The organism is Pseudoalteromonas sp. SA25 (assembly GCF_011378705.1).
Classification (GTDB): domain Bacteria; phylum Pseudomonadota; class Gammaproteobacteria; order Enterobacterales; family Alteromonadaceae; genus Pseudoalteromonas; species Pseudoalteromonas arctica.
In genome coordinates, this window is record NZ_WTKV01000003.1 from 20,422 (window position 1) to 39,346 (window position 18,925).

The following is an 18,925-nucleotide window of genomic DNA, read 5'->3' on the forward strand; positions in this document are numbered from 1 at the left end:
TCCTTCTCTGCGTTCTTTACAATATTAAATCTAGTTCAGGTTAGTGGTTATGCCTAATTTTTATTATCGTTTCTATACTTATCAATAAGCTCAATTACTAACGCGTAGTTAAAATGATCAATTGCTTCTTTGAGCTTAAATAGAGAGTGGCCTCTCTCATATTGATTCATTTCTAGCTGTCTAATCAAACTGCTAGGTACGGGGCGAGCCGTTAATGCTAATGAGTATATATTATCAATAACCGAGTCTTCGTTTTCTAGTTCATGTTGCTGTATATGTTCTTTTTTAAAGCTGTAAGCTATCAAAAATTGTTTTACAGCAAAAAGTGTAAGTATTAATTGCTCATTAAAATGAGATAAATTAATACTTTTCTTATCTATTAAGCTTTTCTCAACACTTTGCGCACTTTGTTGCAGTAGCTCAAAGCCTAATGTGCCGGCCAAGCCTTTGAGTGTATGTACTAGTCGAATTAAGCTTTCTAACTCTCCATTTTTGATTAATATATCAGCTTTAATCGAAAAGTCATTGTAATCGTTGACAAACTGAGTAAATAATTTAGCTAACAATTCGTCATTGTTTTCTAGGTTTTCTTTTGCTAAAGGCAGGTTTATAGTGCTCAGAGATTCGCTACTTTGCAGATGCTTTTCTATACTTTCGTAAAGCGCATCAAAAATAATCGGTTTTACTAAAAAGTCATCCATACCCGCTCTAAACGCTGCTTTTTTATCATTAGGATCTGCGGCTGCCGTAATGGCAATTATGGGAGTTTTGTAGCCTCGCTCTCTTAATATGCTTGTTGCTTCAAGCCCATCCATAACTGGCATTTGAACATCCATAAAAATAATATCGATGTCATTTATCTCTACTTTATCTAATGCATCATGTCCATTATCAGCAATGATCACGGTCATATCTAATTTTGCTAAAAGGGCGGAGGCTATTTCTTGGTTAATTCTATTATCATCAACAACTAATGCATTAAAACCCGAGAATTTAGGGTGAGGCTTTAATTGCTTTTCTTTAAAATTATTTGGTGAAAGCTTTCTTAAAATTTCAACTTCACTATTTTTATTACCAATAATTATAATGTCTATATTTTCATTTCTTGCAATTGGCTCAGGAGACTCTTCATCGGTAATTAATAAAATCAGTGTCAATTTTTCATTAACGTTTTTATTTTGAGCGTACAGTTGTTGTAAAATAAAGTTATCGTTGAGCTCTTTTTTTTCTATCGACATTATTACAATACTAAATGGGCTACTAGGCTGAGACATTTTTGCAATGGCCCTTAATGGTTCTTGTGTTGTTTCTGTCGTTATATTTATATCACTTAGTAAGTCCATTAATTTTTTAATTTGCTCATTATCGGGGCTAATTAATAAGGCGTGTTTTTTAAGCTTTTGTTGCTCAGATAAAGTAAAGGGTAGAGTAAAGAAAAACTCGCTACCTTGATTAATCGTGCTCCTTACTTGTATATCTCCGCCCAGCAATTTAGTTAATTGTTTGCTTATAGTGAGTCCTAAACCGGTCCCACCATACTTTCTTGTTGTGCTTGAATCACCTTGCGAGAAAGACTGAAATATAATTTTTGATTGCTCTTCAGTCATCCCAATACCCGTGTCTTTTATACTAAAGCGTAGGTTTATTGTTTTTTCGTGTTGAGATGTCGCTTCTATAATTAATGATATTTCACCATGCTCAGTAAACTTAATTGCGTTACCTACACAGTTATTTATTATTTGACTTAAGTGCATTGGGTCGCCAATAAGTTCAAGCCCTGCATCAACGTGTAAAGTAAAGTTTAATAACAAGCCTTTTTGCTTAGCATTTGTTGAGAATAAATTTTGAACGTTAGAAACTATAGTATGTAAGGTAAAAGGGATTTGCTCTAACTGAACTTTTTCCGATTCTAGTTTAGAAAAATCCAGAATATTATTTAAAATCTGCAATAAATTTTGAGCACTTGAAAAAGCTTTATCTGCGTAGTGTTTTTGCCTTGAGGGAAGCTCACTGCTTTGTAAGAGTTGCAACATACCTAATATGCCATTCATTGGGGTGCGAAGTTCATGACTCATATTGGCTACAAAATCTATTTTTGTTTTATTGGCTTTATCAGTTTGCTCCATAGCACTCGTCAGGTCGGCATTCATTGCTTCCATTTGGGAATTTAATACGCGGGTTTCGTTGAGTAGCTCTTTGGTTTGCTTATTTTTTAAATATAAAGCATTAGCTGCTTTTATTACCGACGCTATTTCAGTTTGATTTTGGCTGTTATTTGAAATAGTTACTGGCTTTTCGCTATTCATATCTTTAAGTAATAAAGTGAGCTGAGTAATTGGTTTTATAACCGATCTAAAAATAAAATAGCTTAAAAATAAAATGATTAACATAATTAAAACGGCAAATATATTTGCCTGTTCTGTATTTTTTGTTAAGTGGCTACTTAGTAGCTCTTCTGTTTTGATTAGTTTATTTTTTTCTATGTTTTTAATTTCATTAGTTAAATACAGCAATTCGTTTTCTATGCCTGTAAGCACTACATTTACAGAAAAAGTGTAGCTACGGGTGAGTAATACAAGTTGGTTATAAGCTTGTTTTAAGCTTGTTGTTTTATTGGAGAGGGATTCATTTATTACAGAGGTGCTCGTTAGTTTTTTATGTAAGTGATTTAAGTTTTGTTTTACATTTTGTGCTTCATCAAAATTAGGTTTATAGAGATAGCTTATAATTGCGTGTTTTAAATTACTTATTGTGAGTAAAACATCGTTAAAAATAACTTTATTATCATTGTTCGAAGACCCTTCTAAATCACTAATTGTTACTTGTAAGTCATTAATAGGTTGTTTGAACTGAGTGGTGTAAAGGCGTTCGCGTTTTTGTCTGTTTACGACAACTTGGCCAAATGTATCTTGGTAATTATTTAGATACTCGCCAAGGCGTATTAGTGAGTTTTGATACTCAGGGGTTTGGTTTTGAGTGTTTGTTTTTAGCTGCTCGAGATTTAGATTTGCCTTATTTAAATAAAAATTAAATTTGGTAATCGTATTTTCATTTGCATTGTCAATAAATGAAACTGCATGCCCTTGCAGGGAAATAATATCGTTTTCTAAGTGATTCACAGCTTCACTTTGAATAAGCGCGTTATGCTGCGACTTTTGCAAGTTAAGTAAGGACGTTTGCGAATAGTTAAACAAATAGCTTTGTAAAAGAAGTAATCCAATCAGCGAACACAAAGCTAATATTATTTTTGATTTAATTGAATTTATTATCATTATCGGCTAATCAACTCATACCATTTTTGTAGACTGTAGTCATAGGTTGGCATAACTGTATTCCATACTGCTACATTGCTAAAGCGTTTATAGTAACTACCACCATTACGTTGCGCACCAGCTTTAATAGCTACGTCGCCATTTGTATTTAATAAGTCTATGTTTGTTGCTTTTCCACCGTACCAGTAATCCCATTCGGCCGGCGATAAGAGTAGTTTAGAGCGTTGTGGGTTACTAATGTAATAACCTTGGCGAGCAATAAATGCACCAGGCCAGCCTGAAAGCCACCAATTCATATAATCGTAAGCTGCATCTTTTACGCTACTTTGTGTTTGTGACGATAAACACATAACACCATGCCAGCCTCGGTAGCCTTCTTTTGGCGCGGCAAATCGTACATTAATATTTTGGCTGTTTAATGCAGACACGGCAGGCGAAAACATACTTTCTATATGGGCTCGTTTACTTTTCATAAATTCAATCGACTCAGGAACCGAGTTCCAATAGCCACTAAAGTGACCTTGGCGTTTAAAGTCGAGTAATATACTAAACAATCTATCAAGTTCTGGGCGAGTCATCGCACCTATATTTTTAAATTTTATAAGCCCTTTACTTTGCGCTGCTAGGGCTAGGTCAAATAATCCAATGGTAGGCGCATTTACGATAGCTACTTTACCTCTGTTCTCGTCATCAAGCAGCCAACTCCAGCTTTCGGTTTCGTATGCTATACCGGGCTTAATAAAATCGGTGTTGTAACCAAAAGAGTCAACATTATGCACATAAGGTAAAAAGCTAATATGATCGCTTTCTTGTGCGCTTAATGTGCCATCGGGTTGAACATTTAATAATTTATAGGGAGCATCACCTGCACCAATACTTGCAGTTTCGGTTAATTTTCCCGTTTTAGTAAGTGGATTTATCTCGTTAAAGTAGGTGAGTCGTTTTTTTTCTATTGGCTGTATAGAACCTGCATCCCAAAGCACATTAATGCTGTTTGACCATTGTTCGTATAAATCAAAGGAGCTAGGGTCCATTGATGCCTTTTGCAAAACGGCAGCGCTGCCTGCGGGAGTAAATTCTATATTAATACCCAAGTCACTCATCGCTTGTTTGCGGATAGCCTCTTGGAGTGTTACATGCGTACCTAGCACTCTTAATGTGACTTTTTTTCGGGCAAAAACATAAGGCGCATGTGTTATTGCACCAGCTGTTAAACCTATAGCAGCTAGCTTTTTTAGCGTCGAACGCTTAGGGTTGTCCATGTTAAGCCTAAAGTACTAATGTGTGACATTATGTATAGCTAAGAACTTGTAAAGACACAAGTTGAATGGATAAATTTAAAATTATATAGAATGAGAAATTAAAATAGTAGGGTATCAAAAAATAATAAAACAATGGAAAAATAGAAGAGTAGAGCGAATTTGAAAAGGAGTAGGAAAGTGGTGGAGCTAAGCAGGATCGAACTGCTGACCTCCTGCGTGCAAGGCAGGCGCTCTCCCAGCTGAGCTATAGCCCCACATTCCTAAATTACATATAATGTAACTGCTTGACTGCTGAGTTCCAAGCGGGACGAACTTTAAGTTTTTTTATAAATTTGGTCAAGTATTTTTTCGTAAATTTTCACTGTTTACGTCAATTTTTGTTAGACTCGGCTTAATTCAAAACTAAAACGATAAAAAAACAATGAAAAAATGTGTTCTAGCGCTTATGGTTTTACTCGCTGGCTGTGCCTCAAATGATGAGCCGCCTTTTGAAATAAATAATAAACAGTTTCACGAAAAGCAAGATGAGCAAGGCAATAAGCTTTTTGCTTATGTTGTTTCGGTAAAAGCTAAGCATCGTGAAAACTTTAACCTTGACCGTGGTCCTAACAAGAGACCAAGCCGTGGTGAGGTTAAGCAGTATATTGAACAAGAGCATTTTGAAGAATCGAGCATTCTAAAGTTACAGCTAGAAGACCAAGCAGTTGAATTATTGAACCAAGAGCTAAAAGAGCGTAAATATTGCGATAACAAACATGAAGTTAATGATGTTTTATGGCGAGATTTGAGTGTACAGCTAAGAGGGCGTTGCTTGTAATATGTTGGCTGATAAAACGAAGTTAGCAGAGCTTTTAGCGGGCCTAGATATTACTTACGATGCAATAGAACATCCGCCGCTACATACTAGCTTAGCGGCTGATGAGTTTATGATTGAGCGCCCAGGTACTCGTCTTAAAAACCTGTTTTTACGCGATAACGAAGGCAAGCGACACTTTTTAGTTATTACAGCGCACAATAAGCAACTCGATTTAAAGGTACTATCAAAGCAACAAGGGCTTTCGCGTTTAGGGTTTGCATCGAGTGAACGCTTAGCAACGTATTTAAAAGTGGCTCCTGGGTGTGTATCTATGTTGGCTCTTTTAAATGATAAGCAAAACGAAGTGAGCTTATGGGTCGATCAAGATATTTGGGGTGGTGATTTGTTTCATTGTCATCCGTTTGAAAACACCCAAACATGGTTGCTTAGTAAAGCTGATTTAGAAACATTTTTTAATCACACAAAGCATCAACCGCGCGTTGTATTTTTACCTTCAAAATAAGCCCACATAATTAACGATAAACCACATAAACAAACCGCAAGCAGCGTAAACATAAACGCTGTTTGCCCATGATGTTGGTATACCACACCGGGTAATAACGACCCCAATGCACCGCCACTGTAATAAAACGATACATATCCGCCATTGGTTACACTTGGCGGGGCTTTACTTATTTTATTAACGAGTGGTGCGGCAGTTGAATGAATCACAAACATAGCACCACAAAACAAAGTAAATGCGATTAAAAATAAGCTAAGCTGGTGGCTCATTAATAAAATAATACTCACACTATAAAAACTAAATATCGCAGTTAATAAATGCCAAGGCGAAGGGACTTTTTTAAGTAACCAAGGTGCAGCAATAGAGGCGAGGGCACCAATTAAATAACCACTGTAAACTAAACCTATGTCACGAGTATTGGTAATTAAAAACGTGTTTTGTAATATAAACGGTAAGTAATTAAGTAGTGCAGCAAAACAAAAAAACATACAAAAGACGGCACCGTACACTTTAAGGATAGCGCCTTCTTTAAGTTGTTTAATGTAATCCAGAGGGGAGAGCTGCGACGGTGTAGCTGGGTTTGTAAAGCGAGAATGCTTAATTGTCAAAGCTAAGCAAATAAGCATAAAAGCAATTACGTAATAAAAGCTCTGCCAATTCCATAAGTCGCTAAACAAAGCTGCGAGCACACGACCAAAGTAACCACCAACTATACTGCTACCAATATATAGGGTCATGTTTTTTTGAAGTGTATCAGCGCTATAGCTCATACCTATATAGCTAGTCATTGCTGTTAAAGCTGCGGGGAGCGTTAAACCTTGTAAAAATCTGACTAATAATAAAAGCTCAAAGCTAGGTACATAAATAAAAAGTAAGCAGCTAAGGCCTAAAAGCACCATTGCAATACGTAATATAAGTAGTGGATTTATTTTTGCTAAAAATAAACCATAAACGAGCGGGGCAATGGCTAAGGGCAGCATAGTTGCAGTCATTAAGCTGCCAGCTACCGCAGGTGCTACATTAAATTCGCTCGCAAAAAGGCTAAGTAGGGGTTGGGGTGCATAAAGCACAAAAAATATAAATACCGAGCAAACGAGTAGATGAGGTAAACGCATTATATGGCTCGTGCATTTGCTGATTGGTTGCGTGGTATTGTATTAAAAATTGCTTTTAATTCATAATTAAAACCATAGTCATTGCGCTATATCATGGTTTGTTTTAACTAGTTTGCTAGATTAATGTCGATAGCGCTGTTATTTGAACTCGTTGGTGATTAAAATAGCGATAATATTAGTTTTTAGTGGAACAAAGCCATGGGTTCATTACAAGACCAATTGCTTCAAGCAGGATTAACAACATCGCATAATGCTAAAGTTGCTAAATCAGAAAAGCGTAAGCAACAAAAAAAGCAAAAGAAAGGGGCTACTAGCAACCCAAGTGATCTGCAAAAGCATATTCAACAAACCAAGCTAGAACAGCAAAAAAAAGCTGAAGAGCTTAACCAAACACGCCAAGTGAGCTTAAAGCAGCGTGAACAAGAAGCGCGTGTTAAACAAATTTTAGAGCACCACAACCAAGACGCTATTCGTGGTGAGCGCACATTTAATTTTACTTATCAAAATAAAGTAAAAAATATCGACGTAAACGAGAAAACGCAAAAAGCGTTATCGGGCGGTCGTTTAGCTATTTGTGTACTAGAAGGGCAATTTTACGTATTAGACGACGAACCAGCACGCAAAGTGGCTGAAGTTGACGAAAAGTATATTGTTTTTCATGTAGAGCCAGAAAACAAACCAAAAGATGAAGATGACCCGTACGCAGACTTTGAAGTACCAGATGATATAGTGTGGTAATAGTCCATTAAGGGTAAGCTCATTTTTATTTGCTAAAGTATATAAAAGTGAGACAGAAACGAGTTAGCGGTTTTTGGTTAAGTTGATCGTCTAGCGTCGTTTCGTACGTATGCTTTTTATTTGATTGTTTACTACAATCAATAGAACAGTTTTTCTAACCGTCAAAAAAGAAGAGTAAATACAATGAGCAAGATGAAAACACTACTATTAGGCGCGGGTATTACTTTAGCCGCAAGCTTCTCGTTTAATGCAGCTGCTGCCGATGGCGCTGCACTTTATACCGCTAAGAATTGTCAAACTTGTCATGGCGCTGAAGGTAAAGCACCAATTATGGGTATGTACCCTAAACTAAACGGTCAAAACAAAGACTACTTAGTAGCGCAAATGAAAGATATCAAATCAGGTGCACGTAATAACGGTATGACCATGGCTATGAAAGCAATGGTTGCAACGGTAACTGATGAAGAGTTTGAAGCAATTGCAGATTACCTAGCTAACGTAAAATAATTTACGCAGCTATACCATTTTAATGCAATTGGTATTTTAGTTTTATAAACAGCCACACAATAGTGTGGCTGTTTTGTTTGGTGTTTGCTATAAAATAGAGACTGCTTTAGACTTCTAAACATCTGTTCGTACAGGTTAATAATGTACGTTTTTAAAAGGCTTATTATGTTTGATTTACCCCAACTCGATTTAAAAAATAAAGTATCGGCACAAGAGTGGCAACTGCGTATTGATTTAGCCGCGTGTTATAGACTGGTAGAGCACTTTCGTTGGGGGGATTTAATCTATACGCATTTATCAGCACGTTTGCCTGGCACCGATCATTACTTAGTGAATGCCTTTGGTTTAACCTTTGATGAAGTAACTGCGTCTAATTTAGTAAAGGTCGACTTAGACGGTAACATTATTGACGATACGCCATTTAGTATTAATCCAGCTGGTTTTACTATTCACAGTGCGATTCATGAGGTACGCGAAGACGCTCATTGTGTTATTCACCTTCATACTAAAGAAACAATCGCTGTCGCTACACAAAAAAATGGTTTATTACCGCTTAGCCAATATTCAATGTTTTCATTACCATCGCTTTCTTATCATGGCTACGAAGGGCTTGCAGTAAACGACGACGAGCGAAAAGTGCTGCAAGATGATTTGGGCAGCACTAACCATATGTTATTGGTAAATCATGGTGGCTTAACAGTAGGCCCAACGGTAGGCGATGCGTTTATGCGCTTTTATGATTTACAGCGAGCGTGTGAAATTCAATTAGCACTACAATCAAGCTCGCAAGAGGTGATTGAAGTACCGCAACCTATAATCGACAATATTTATAATCAAGCAAACGTAGTACACAGTGGCAGCACTGGCGGGCAACTTGCGTGGCCTGCGATGTTACGTAAAGCGTATCGACTTGACTCTAGTTTTGCAAAATAACCCATAGCGGTTAATAAGGAATTTTAATGAAAGTAAATCGCGTTGAAGTATTTGATATTCACTGTCCTGATAGACCTTCTTGGACACCTGTGTTTGTACGTATTCATACTGACGAAGGTATTAGTGGTGTTGGCGAAGCGGGCCTTGCATACGATTTAGGTCACAGTGCTGCAGCGGCTATGATTAAGGAAATGGCCGATGCCTTTTTAATCGGCCACGACCCGTTTCAAACAGAAAAACTATGGTCTCGTATGTTACGTGAGAGCTTTTGGGGCTTAGGTGGCGGACCTGTTGTTTATGCTGCAATGAGCGCAATTGATACCGCACTTTGGGATATAAAAGGTAAAGCGCTTGGTTTACCTGTATACCAGTTATTAGGCGGTAAGGTTAACGACAAACTACGCACTTACGCTTCGCAATTACAGTTTGACTGGGATAGCGAATTTAAAGCGCTAGTACAACCGCAAGAATATGCAGAAGCGGCTTTAAAAGCGATGGCCGAAGGTTACGATGCAGTAAAAGTAGATCCAATTCAGTACGATAAAGACGGCAATACTTATTATGACCGTACAAAAATAATCTCACGTACTGAAATGAAGTTATACCGTGCACGTATGCAAGCTATTCGCGAAGCGGTAGGTGACGAAGTAGATATTATTTTTGAATGCCACAGCTTACCGGGTGTGACAACAGCTATTCAGTTGGGTGAAATTGCAGAAGAATTTGACTGCATGTACTTTGAAGAGCCAGTTAACTATTTAAACCATTCATTACATGCAAAAGTAGCAGATAAAGTTAATGTGCCAATTGCTGGTGGTGAGCGTTTGTATAATCGCTGGGGTGTGCGCCCGTACTTAGAAGATCAAAGTATTGATGTTCTACAACCTGATATTGGTTTATGTGGTGGCTTTACCGAAACTAAAAAAGTATGTGATTACGCTGATATTTTTGATGTGCGTATTCAAGCTCACGTCTGTGGCGGGCCTGTTGCAACAGCAGCATCACTGCACTTAGAAACGGCTATACCTAACTTTTTGATTCATGAGCACCACACTTATGCGATTAAAAAGTGGAACCGCGAGTTATGTTTACAAGACCCACAACCTAAAAATGGTTTCTTTGAAGTGTCAGAAGAGCCAGGGTTGGGTATTGAATTAAATGATGAGATTGTTATGCGTTCTCAACGCGTAGAAATAAAATAATAGCCTTTTAACCTAACTTTAGGTCATGCATTAAAAAGCCGGTAAGTGATTAGTCACTTACCGGCTTTTGCTTGTTTAGGGGGAAGTAAAGCTTGTTATAACTCGTTAATTTTACATTCTACGTCTTTAAGTTCAATAGTTGCTTTGCTATCGAGATGGCGTATGTAGCACTGATTACCTTTAATCATCAATTCAAACTGATCGGGTGTATTGCGACTTTGCGTGTCGATAATATTATTACCATCCACATTGCTAAGGGTTACTGTGCTGCTGGTAGTAAATACATTATCAGCTAATTGAGTTTCTTGTATATGTACAAGTGTTTTAATTGCTTTGCTAACGGCTGTCTTATTTGGCTTTGACAGTAGAGCATGTTGCAGCTTAGGTGTCGGATCTGGATTTTGAGATATGCAGCCATTGAGAAAAAACGCAGAAAATACAACGATTAGTAAAAAGTACATTTTCATAAATTGGCCGTATTACCATAAAAAGAGAGTTTAATATAACTAGTTTTACTTACACTTGGTAGTAGTGCTTAGCGTTTGCATAGCTAAGGTCATGCCATGTCTTATCGTTTGAGCATAGCGCCTTATGGCAGTGCCATAGGTTGTTGTAGCTTGTATTTATTTGGCACACAGGGAAGTTGCTAGCAAACATAATACGCTGCTGGCCAAAGTGATTAAAAAGAAAATTAAAACACGCGGCTTGTTGCTCACTGGTGAGCTGTAGTAATTCAAAACCAGAGAATTTAATTGCTATGTTGTCATGCTGAGCAAGTAACTCAACACCTTGTCGCCAATCATTTAAATTACTTGGCAGTCCTGCATGATTAATTATAATTTGAAGTTGCGGTAGCTGCTTAGCGTAGTAAGCTATTTGTTTGGTTATTTCGCTATTTTCAATATCAAACTGAGCTTCAAAATGCAGTTGGGTATCTGATAACGTTGTTAGGTTTTTAAAGCTATTAGCATCTAATAAACGCTTTGCGTCAGTGCCTTCGGTTATATCCCTAATTCCACATAAATTTGAATGAGCTAAAGCTTCCAACGAGTTTATAAACTGATCAGCCGATGAGTCAATTTGGGTGTAACTAATAGCCTTAAATGAAAGGCTTTTTAAATGCGAGCTTAGCCAGTTTAGCTCGTTAATAGGAGAGGTGTTATCAAACCCTGCTTCTATATGAACAAGCCCTACTAGCTCAAAGTCAGTACTTTTAACAAGTTGCTGTGCACTTACTGGCTGTTTTATTTTTTCTAAATTTGGCCACGCTGGTGGGTTAGCGCCTTGTAGCCATGAGTATTGACCTTCTACTAAATTAAAAAAGTGTACGTGTGGGTCAATAATTTTTAGGCTCATTGCACATTACTCATTGGGCAGTATTCATTGCGCTGTATAACCACCGTCAATACTTTGTAGGCTGCCAGTAATAAAGCTGGCATCATCGCTTGCTAAAAAGCTCACAAGAGCCGCGACTTCGTCGGCTTGACCTAATCGGTTAAGCGGTTGAAGACTTGCTTCCTCGGCAACTATTTCAGCTTTGTTTGCGCCACTTTTTGCGCAGTACGCATCTATCGCGTTATGAAATAGCGGGGTTTCTATTGTGCCAGGGCATACCGCATTTGCTCTAATATTAAAACCCGCATAATCAAGCGCTGTTGTTTTAGCCATTGAGGCAAGGGCATGTTTTGTTAGGTTATACGCAAAAGAGTTTTGCTTACCTATAATTGCCTGATCGGAAGCGACTAATACAATAGCGCCGCCATTTTGCGCTTTCATGCTTGGCAATACGCTTTGTATTGCGGCATAAGCGCCTTTAACATTAAGCGCAAAAAGTGCATCGAGAGTTTGCTCGTCGGTGCTTTCTATATTTGCGCTTAAGTGTTTTCCAGCATTAGAAACAAGTACATCAATACGTTTGCTTTGTTCACAGATAGCGTTGATACAGCTTTGTACCGCCGATACATCACTTACATCACACTGATGAAATATACCGATTTCGCTCAGCTCTATATCAAGGTTATGTACTTCATAGCCGTTGTTTAGCAAACGCTTAACTACGGCTAAGCCAATACCTTTTGTACCACCTGTAACGACTGCAACTTTAGACATACTTACTTCCTTTATTGCTAACTAGTGAGAGTGACCACAGCCGCCTTCAGCGTGCACGTGTCCGTGAGAAACTTCTTCACTTGTTGCTTCACGTACTGATATAACTTCAACGTCAAACGTTAGCGTTTTACCAGCAAATGGGTGGTTTAAATCACAATCTGCGTTAAAACGACCAACCTTAACAATAGTAACCTGATGACGACCTTGGTTAGAGCTAACCATTGCTGTCATACCTGGTTTCCATACTTTAACATCGCCTTGTAGATGCTTAAGCGGGATACGCTGAATTAAGTCATCAACACGCTCGCCGTATGATTCACTTGGCTCTAGAGTTACACTAAATTTTTCGCCAGCTTCTTTGCCTTCAAGTGCTTTTTCTAAACCAGGAAGCATGCCTTCGCTGCCATGAATGTAAGTAAGTGGCGCTTCGTTTGTGCTACTTTCAATTTGCTCGCCCGCTTCGCTAAGGGTGTAATGAAATTCAACTGCTGAATTTTTGCTAATTTGCATGCTTGTCTCTTCAAATAATAACTATGTTAGGGCGCAATTTTACGCGAAATATACTTGTTTATAAACTTAACGTGGCTGATTTAGTGTTTTTTGTAAATTTAGCAGAAAATCTTTTTTTGTTGGGGCTGCTTTTTGCTTTTCAGCTTGTGGTATAAACAGTACTAATTGAGTGCCAGGCTTTAAAATACTTGATGCAGAGAGTTTGTTCCATTTTGCCAAGTCGCTATGAGGTACATCGTAAAGCTGACTTATACTCCAAAGGCTATCGCCCGACTTAACTTCGTAATCTATTTCAATGGTGGGAATCGCAATCTCTTGGTGTTCTAAATAAGGGCTAATTTTGTAATCAACTGTTAATGTGCTTGGCAGGGTTTTAGGTTGTCCAACTAATAACTTTTCTCCAACGCCTATTAAATTATTATTTTTGTTATTAAGTTGTTTTAAAGCTTTTACCGACATACTAAAACGTCTAGCAATACCGTAAAGCGTGTCGTTTTGTTTAACGATGTACTCTCCAGCAAAGTTTGATTTAAAAAACTGACTTTTTAATAAAGCCTCTTGTCCTATAGGAAGCAGTAAAGTATGCGGCCCGTTAGGTGAGCTTTGATTTTTTAAATATCCCTGATTAATCGCGTGTAACTGCTTTGAGCCTATACCAGAGAGCTTAGCTATAACCGAAAAATCGAACTGCTGGCCTATATTCATCTGTGTTGTAAATGGCTTATATGCAAGCTTTGGGCGTTTTATGCCCTTTTGTGGGTGCTTAACTAAATAGCTTAAAGCGAGTAACTTGGGTACGTAGTCGGCGGTTTCTTTTGGCAGACTGAGTGACCAGTAATCGGTGCTTTTACCGCGTTTTTTGTTTTTTTCGATTGCTCGTTTAACGCGGCCCTCACCGCTGTTATAAGCAGCCAAAGCATGTAGCCAATTACCATCAAAGCGTTTATGTAAGTAGCTTAAGTAATCAAGTGCAGCATCGGTTGAAGCAAGTACGTCTTGGCGCCCGTCATACCATTGGTCTGACTTAACTCCAAAGTGATGCGCCGTTGCGCCAACTAACTGCCAAACACCAACAGCTTGCTGTGATGAGGCTATCGTTGGTCTAAAATCGCTTTCTACAAATGGTAGTAAAGCGAGCTCCATAGGTAGTTGCTTTTGCTCAATTTTTTTTACGATATGATACAGGTAAGGCGCTGCGCGTTTACTCACAGTTTGCAAGTAGTTAGGTTGCTTTGCGTACCAGCTGATACGCTTTTTTAACGCGCGATTTTGATAAACCGTAAAGTGTAGATTGTTGGCTATATGCACCCACAGATCGGTGGTTTTTGGTGGGCGCTTTTTTACGATTGTTTTTTTGAATTGAAGTGGCGTAACGTGCTCACTAACTTGGGGCGTTTGAGCTACTTCCTCGTCAATATCATAAGTATAATAGTCAGGCTCAAAATGAGTAAATATTTGTGGAGCTTCTTGTGGTTCTTGCTCCGTTGATTGACAACCAAATAACAAAATACCCAAACAACATAAAACCAAACTGCGCATAGTGATCACTTTTGTAAATTCCTTTTATTATTTTAACACAATCCGTTGTGTTGAGTTATTCTGCGCTTTTTGCGCTTTTTGCGCTTTTTGCGCGATTTAGGCCAGCTTGTAAAAAGAAGTTGCTCGATTTTATATTAAGCGCTTCTTGTTTATAAGGCTCAATAACTGATTCAGGAAACGATAGCATTAACTGCTCAATACTTTGATCTTTATTGTTTTTAACGTGCTCTGTTATGGCTGTTAAAAATGATAGTGGCTGTTTCAGCTGCTCTTTTGTTAATGTGCCGCCGTGCCCAGGTAAAATAATAGTGAGCTTTTCGTCGTTAATATATTGCTTAAACAACGCTTGCCAACTTTTAAGTTCACCGTGCCCAGGGTAAGGAAGCCAGTCAACGATATCGCCACCAATCAGCACACTGCCATTATTAGTAGTAATAGTTAAATCACCGTTAGTATGGGCTTGCTGCGGCTCAATGGTTATCTCAAAACCACCAAGGTCGATAGTTTTATGATTATCGATTATTATTTTTGGTTCGCCAAGTTGATATTCTTGCCAGCGAAAAAGTCGTTTTTTTGCAAGCTCTAACTTATTTCGCCATTTAGCTTGCTCTTCTTTGGGCACATTCGCTAATCGTTGGTAGCTCAGCTCAATGCTCTTTTCATACGTGTCTAGCTTGTCGGTATATGCTGTTTGATAAAGGTTAAAATTTTTATTTACCTGCTGATGAACAATGAGCTTGGCATCAGGATAAAAATTTTGCATAACCGCCATACCTAGCAAGTGATCGTCATGGTAGTGGGTAGCCACTAAATAGCATAAGGGTGTTTTAAGGCGTTTCTTTAAATCTTCAGCAAGTTGTTCAACTGCAGCAAAATTGGCGCTCGTATCAACAAGTAGGGCACATTTTTCGCCTTCAATTAATACTTGGTTAGAGTCGTAAAAGCGAAGCTTGTCTTGTTGCTTTAAAAACTGAATATGAGGGTTTATTGTATTCCAAGTGACGGCAGCATAGGTGCTAGGTACTATTGATAATAAAGTGCATGCTAATAGTAAGTGCTTACATGAAGAGGCTATGTTTGAAAGTTTTAACTTCATTTATTATCTCTACGCTGATGTTTAATTACTTTAATAATAAACAAAAAGCGCAGTATGCGCTTTTTATTTTTGGTGTTTGGGGTCATTTGCCAAATGCTGACTGAGTTTATCAATCATTTGGTCTTGATGCTGTTGCTCAACTGTAGCCTGTGTTTTTGCTTCTAGCAATTCGTGGCTTAAGTTTAATGCTGCCATTAGTAGGGCTTTTTGATCGTTTCTAACGGTTGAGCGTTGCTTCATTTGCTCAACTAAGTCATTTAGATTTTTAGCTGCTGCTATTAATGCATCTTCCTGCCCTTCAGGGCAAGCAAATTGCTGCTCTTTACCTAGCAACTCAACAGTGACCCGCTGGTTTTGCAGCTCAGACATTAGCTAGCCTGTTGTGCGCTTTGTAACTTATCAAGAAGACCAGATAAAGTAGTGCTGGCATCTTTTTGCTTTTCTTCATTTTCTAAAGCTTCAAGTTGTAGCAATTCGTTGTCATCGCTTAGTTTAGTGTTCTGTTCTTTTAAAGTAACAACATCTGTTTGTAATTGGTTATTACGTTCGATTAAAGAATCGATCAGTTGTTCGAGTTGTTGAAGAGTAGTGTTATTCATAAAGGCGCTCATATAACTGTAATTAATGTCATGCAAATGTAAAGCAAAGTGTGTTGATTTGCCAGCATTTACGGTGGTTTTAGCTGATTTTTCTTTTGCGTTAAGGGATAATTCAGCATATGGGCTTTTTCATTCAGAAATGGTTCACTTAAACACTCTCTTATCTTGGTGTAAGTTGCCAAAGCCTAGTGCTTATGGTTCACTTACGATATTAAATTGCGTATGGCGAAAATAAATAATGCTTAGTTACAGACACTCATTTCATGCGGGTAATCCTGCCGATGTACTTAAACACTTAGTACTGGCACAAGTGCTAAATTATCAAACAATTAAAGATAAACCGCTTGATTATATAGACACACATTCAGGTGCTGGCTTTTTTGAACTTGCAGCTGCCGATGCGCAAAAAACGCAAGAGTATCAAGATGGTATTGAAAAACTTTGGCATCATAAAAGTGAGCATGCTGAGCTTAATGAATACATTGAATTAATTAAGTCATTTAACGACACTGACGAACTTGCGTTTTATCCAGGTTCACCAAAAATTGCAGAGCACTACTTACGCCGCCAAGATAAGGGTTGGTTTTTTGAACTGCACCCGCGCGATTTATTATTACTTGAAGAAAACATGCAAGGTAAGCGATCTATTCGTGTACGTGGAGAGGATGGTTTTGCAGGCTTAGTTGGTTTGTTACCACCAGCATCTCGCAGAGCGTGTGTGTTAATTGACCCTCCATACGAAATTAAAGATGACTACGAAACGGTTGTAAAAACCTTAGTTAAAGCTTATCAGCGTTTTGCTACAGGTACTTACATGATTTGGTATCCGGTTGTAGATAGAGAGCGCATTGATAATATGGAGCAGGGCTTAATTGATTCAGGAATGCGCAACATTCAGTTATTTGAATTAGGCACTGAAGCCGATACTGATGTACACGGTATGACAGCATCGGGCATGATTGTAATTAATCCTCCATGGAAGCTAAAGCAAACAATGGATGCAATAATGCCTGAACTTGTTAGTTTGTTAAGTGAGCCAAGTGGTTTTTACAGAAGTGAACAACTCGTTGATGAGTAACTTTAAATAGCGCTTATAACGAATAATAAAATGCCCAGCTTTGCTGGGCATTTTATTTAAAATCAATACGAATGTGTTAGGTAATATATATAAGGGAGCTAAATATTAATTAAAATAAACCGCACTAAAAGTAGCAAGCGTATTACCGCGACTGTTTTTAAGTTTTAGTGATTCACCTGTTATTTCCCACTTTGAAGTTTTGCTAAGTACGTCAGACATAGCCGCTTCTTGGCTCATATTATCCGAGCACATCTTTTTTGTACTTGCTAGCTGACTAAGTGTAATTGTTTGCTGCTCGGTACTATAGCTTCCGCTAAAATTATTACAGCCTAAAAAGCCATTAACGCGGTGGTCTTTATTGAACTGAATGAATGGTTCTTTAGTTGTAACATTCACAGTTTGAGCATTTATTGTTATTGCTTTCCAGTAAGTATTTGTGAGTGTTACATCGGGTTTTTGAGTCGACACTTTTGAAAGCTCAATTTTATAGGGGGTAGTTAACTGTGATTCTGCAAACGGGTCATGATTTGTTGTACTTGTGTAAAGCACTTTGTCTTTATTTATAATTCTGGCGCTTAGGCTATAGCGATGTTTATCGCTAATTTTGCTGGCATCATAAATTAGCTCAACGGTAAATGGCGGGGCTTGGGTTACATCAATCACTTCTTGTGTGATTATATCGGCTTTTACATCCATTTTAGATACATTGGAAAGCGTAACTATTAATTGCGAGCCAGGGCGAAGCATACTGCGATCTTTGTAGCTAGCTTGGATAGTTAGGCTGGTTGTTGCTTCTGCAATTCCTGTGTTTTCAGTCGATTTAGTTTGCTCACCGCAGCCAGTTACTGCAAAAGCGCTAAGCGCCAATAAGCCAATCCCTGCAACTGCCTTTTTACGCGAAGATACTGCTTGATGCTTTTCCATGTTGGTTATCCTTACTCAATATTATGTCCTTAGTGTATTACCTAGTTACTTAATCATTCCTTAACTTATTTTAAACATAAAAAAAGGCGCATTAGCGCCTTTAATAATTAAAAACAAACGATTATTTTTTAACAAACTTAGTTAAAATAACAATGCGCTGGCCGTCAACTCGCCCTTCAATATGTTCAGGGTTGCTGGTTAGGCCAATATTACGAACAGCTGTTCCACGTTTAGCGGTAAGGCTACTGCCTTTAACGTCTAAGTCTTTAATTAGGGTAACAGTATCGCCTGCTTGAAGTACTACACCGTTGCTATCTACATGCTTTAAATCGTCATCTTCGGCAAGTGCTTTTTTAGCCCAGGTTAGCGTGTCTTCTTCAAGGTAAATCATGTCTAGCGCATCTTGTGCCCAGCCATTATCAGGCGCTAAACGCGAAAGCATTCTGTAAGCTACAACTTGTACTGCAGGAGTTTGACTCCACATGCTATCGTTTAAACAGTGCCAATGTGTAGGCGTTATTTCGCTGTTATTCTCGATTTGATCTTTACATGTTTGACACGTGTAAATACATTTATCTGAGTGGGTTTCAGTTACCGGTGGTACTTCATAAACAGATAAGTTCTCGGTGGCTGCACACAATTCACATTGATTATTACTACGTTCGATTAAGGCTTTTTCAATACTCATGGGGCTCTTTCTGATTCTGGTCGAGTTAACATTT

20 protein-coding genes and 1 tRNA gene are annotated in these 18,925 nt (G+C 38.1%); 7 read left to right on the forward strand and 14 right to left on the reverse strand.

The features are described 5' to 3' along the window. Positions 1–53: 53 nt before the first annotated feature. The 3 genes from GQR45_RS02990 to GQR45_RS03000 all read right to left on the reverse strand — a co-directional run bounded on the left by GQR45_RS02990 (position 54) and on the right by GQR45_RS03000 (position 4,788). Positions 54–3,272, reverse strand: coding sequence for an ATP-binding protein (locus GQR45_RS02990; RefSeq protein WP_165725103.1), 3,219 nt, complete (start codon positions 3,270–3,272; stop codon positions 54–56). Then, positions 3,272–4,534 carry an extracellular solute-binding protein gene (locus tag GQR45_RS02995; protein ID WP_165725104.1) on the reverse strand — a complete coding sequence of 421 codons (1,263 nt, stop codon included), beginning with the start codon at positions 4,532–4,534 and terminating at the stop codon, positions 3,272–3,274. The genes GQR45_RS02990 and GQR45_RS02995 overlap by 1 nt, the downstream gene beginning before the upstream one ends. A gap of 178 nt (positions 4,535–4,712) precedes the next feature. Next, positions 4,713–4,788 (reverse strand) — tRNA-Ala (locus GQR45_RS03000). 167 nt (positions 4,789–4,955) lie between these two features. Between GQR45_RS03000 and GQR45_RS03005 the strand changes: the two genes are divergently transcribed. Together GQR45_RS03005 and GQR45_RS03010 are read left to right on the forward strand one after the other, a co-directional pair. Next, positions 4,956–5,351 (forward strand): hypothetical protein, encoded by a 396-nt coding sequence (locus tag GQR45_RS03005; RefSeq protein WP_033027130.1) that lies wholly within the window; start codon positions 4,956–4,958, stop codon positions 5,349–5,351. A 1-nt stretch (position 5,352) separates the two neighbouring features. After that, complete coding sequence (locus GQR45_RS03010; RefSeq protein ID WP_165725105.1) at positions 5,353–5,853, forward strand: prolyl-tRNA synthetase associated domain-containing protein; 501 nt, start codon at positions 5,353–5,355, stop codon at positions 5,851–5,853. Here the strand turns inward: GQR45_RS03010 and GQR45_RS03015 are convergent. Then, the gene (locus tag GQR45_RS03015) at positions 5,820–6,968 is read right to left on the reverse strand and encodes an MFS transporter (RefSeq protein WP_165725106.1); all 1,149 of its coding nucleotides are present in this window, start codon (positions 6,966–6,968) and stop codon (positions 5,820–5,822) included. The genes GQR45_RS03010 and GQR45_RS03015 overlap by 34 nt on opposite strands. 198 nt (positions 6,969–7,166) lie before the next feature. Between GQR45_RS03015 and GQR45_RS03020 the strand changes: the two genes are divergently transcribed. The 4 genes from GQR45_RS03020 to GQR45_RS03035 all read left to right on the forward strand — a co-directional run bounded on the left by GQR45_RS03020 (position 7,167) and on the right by GQR45_RS03035 (position 10,348). Further along, positions 7,167–7,706, forward strand: coding sequence for a DUF2058 domain-containing protein (locus GQR45_RS03020; protein ID WP_002957867.1), 540 nt, complete (start codon positions 7,167–7,169; stop codon positions 7,704–7,706). Positions 7,707–7,889: 183 nt separating this feature from the next. Then, the gene (locus tag GQR45_RS03025) at positions 7,890–8,213 is read left to right on the forward strand and encodes a c-type cytochrome (protein WP_002957866.1); all 324 of its coding nucleotides are present in this window, start codon (positions 7,890–7,892) and stop codon (positions 8,211–8,213) included. Between the two features lie 165 nt (positions 8,214–8,378). Beyond that, on the forward strand, positions 8,379–9,146 hold the full coding sequence (locus tag GQR45_RS03030) for a class II aldolase/adducin family protein (RefSeq protein ID WP_007586431.1): 768 nt from the start codon (positions 8,379–8,381) through the stop codon (positions 9,144–9,146). Between the two features lie 26 nt (positions 9,147–9,172). Next, entirely contained in the window at positions 9,173–10,348 is a 1,176-nt protein-coding gene (locus GQR45_RS03035) for a mandelate racemase/muconate lactonizing enzyme family protein (RefSeq protein WP_007375956.1), read from the forward strand. A gap of 95 nt (positions 10,349–10,443) precedes the next feature. Here the strand turns inward: GQR45_RS03035 and GQR45_RS03040 are convergent, their stop codons facing one another. The 8 genes from GQR45_RS03040 to GQR45_RS03075 all read right to left on the reverse strand — a co-directional run bounded on the left by GQR45_RS03040 (position 10,444) and on the right by GQR45_RS03075 (position 16,201). After that, positions 10,444–10,815 (reverse strand): hypothetical protein, encoded by a 372-nt coding sequence (locus GQR45_RS03040; RefSeq protein WP_165725107.1) that lies wholly within the window; start codon positions 10,813–10,815, stop codon positions 10,444–10,446. A gap of 49 nt (positions 10,816–10,864) precedes the next feature. Next, a complete protein-coding gene (locus tag GQR45_RS03045; RefSeq protein WP_165725108.1) occupies positions 10,865–11,704 on the reverse strand; it encodes an amidohydrolase family protein in 840 nt (279 codons plus the stop codon). Positions 11,705–11,728: 24 nt separating this feature from the next. Further along, positions 11,729–12,457 (reverse strand): SDR family oxidoreductase, encoded by a 729-nt coding sequence (locus GQR45_RS03050; RefSeq protein WP_165725109.1) that lies wholly within the window; start codon positions 12,455–12,457, stop codon positions 11,729–11,731. Positions 12,458–12,478: 21 nt separating this feature from the next. Continuing rightward, positions 12,479–12,967, reverse strand: a complete 489-nt coding sequence (locus GQR45_RS03055) for a peptidylprolyl isomerase (RefSeq protein WP_007586440.1) — start codon at positions 12,965–12,967, stop codon at positions 12,479–12,481. Between the two features lie 66 nt (positions 12,968–13,033). Continuing rightward, positions 13,034–14,506, reverse strand: a complete 1,473-nt coding sequence (locus GQR45_RS03060) for a LysM peptidoglycan-binding domain-containing protein (RefSeq protein WP_010554367.1) — start codon at positions 14,504–14,506, stop codon at positions 13,034–13,036. 55 nt (positions 14,507–14,561) lie between these two features. Then, positions 14,562–15,602 (reverse strand): MBL fold metallo-hydrolase, encoded by a 1,041-nt coding sequence (locus tag GQR45_RS03065; protein WP_165725110.1) that lies wholly within the window; start codon positions 15,600–15,602, stop codon positions 14,562–14,564. A gap of 63 nt (positions 15,603–15,665) precedes the next feature. Then, the gene (locus tag GQR45_RS03070) at positions 15,666–15,971 is read right to left on the reverse strand and encodes a cell division protein ZapA (RefSeq protein ID WP_007586447.1); all 306 of its coding nucleotides are present in this window, start codon (positions 15,969–15,971) and stop codon (positions 15,666–15,668) included. Next, positions 15,971–16,201, reverse strand: coding sequence for a hypothetical protein (locus GQR45_RS03075; RefSeq protein WP_007586448.1), 231 nt, complete (start codon positions 16,199–16,201; stop codon positions 15,971–15,973). The genes GQR45_RS03070 and GQR45_RS03075 overlap by 1 nt, the downstream gene beginning before the upstream one ends. A 238-nt stretch (positions 16,202–16,439) precedes the next feature. Between GQR45_RS03075 and rlmJ the strand changes: the two genes are divergently transcribed. Beyond that, positions 16,440–17,279, forward strand: a complete 840-nt coding sequence (gene rlmJ, locus GQR45_RS03080; protein ID WP_101217101.1) for a 23S rRNA (adenine(2030)-N(6))-methyltransferase RlmJ — start codon at positions 16,440–16,442, stop codon at positions 17,277–17,279. A 105-nt stretch (positions 17,280–17,384) separates the two neighbouring features. Here the strand turns inward: rlmJ and GQR45_RS03085 are convergent, their stop codons facing one another. Beyond that, on the reverse strand, positions 17,385–18,203 hold the full coding sequence (locus tag GQR45_RS03085) for an META domain-containing protein (protein ID WP_165725111.1): 819 nt from the start codon (positions 18,201–18,203) through the stop codon (positions 17,385–17,387). 121 nt (positions 18,204–18,324) lie between these two features. Further along, a complete protein-coding gene (locus GQR45_RS03090; RefSeq protein ID WP_007586451.1) occupies positions 18,325–18,891 on the reverse strand; it encodes a PhnA domain-containing protein in 567 nt (188 codons plus the stop codon). Positions 18,892–18,925 lie beyond the last annotated feature (34 nt).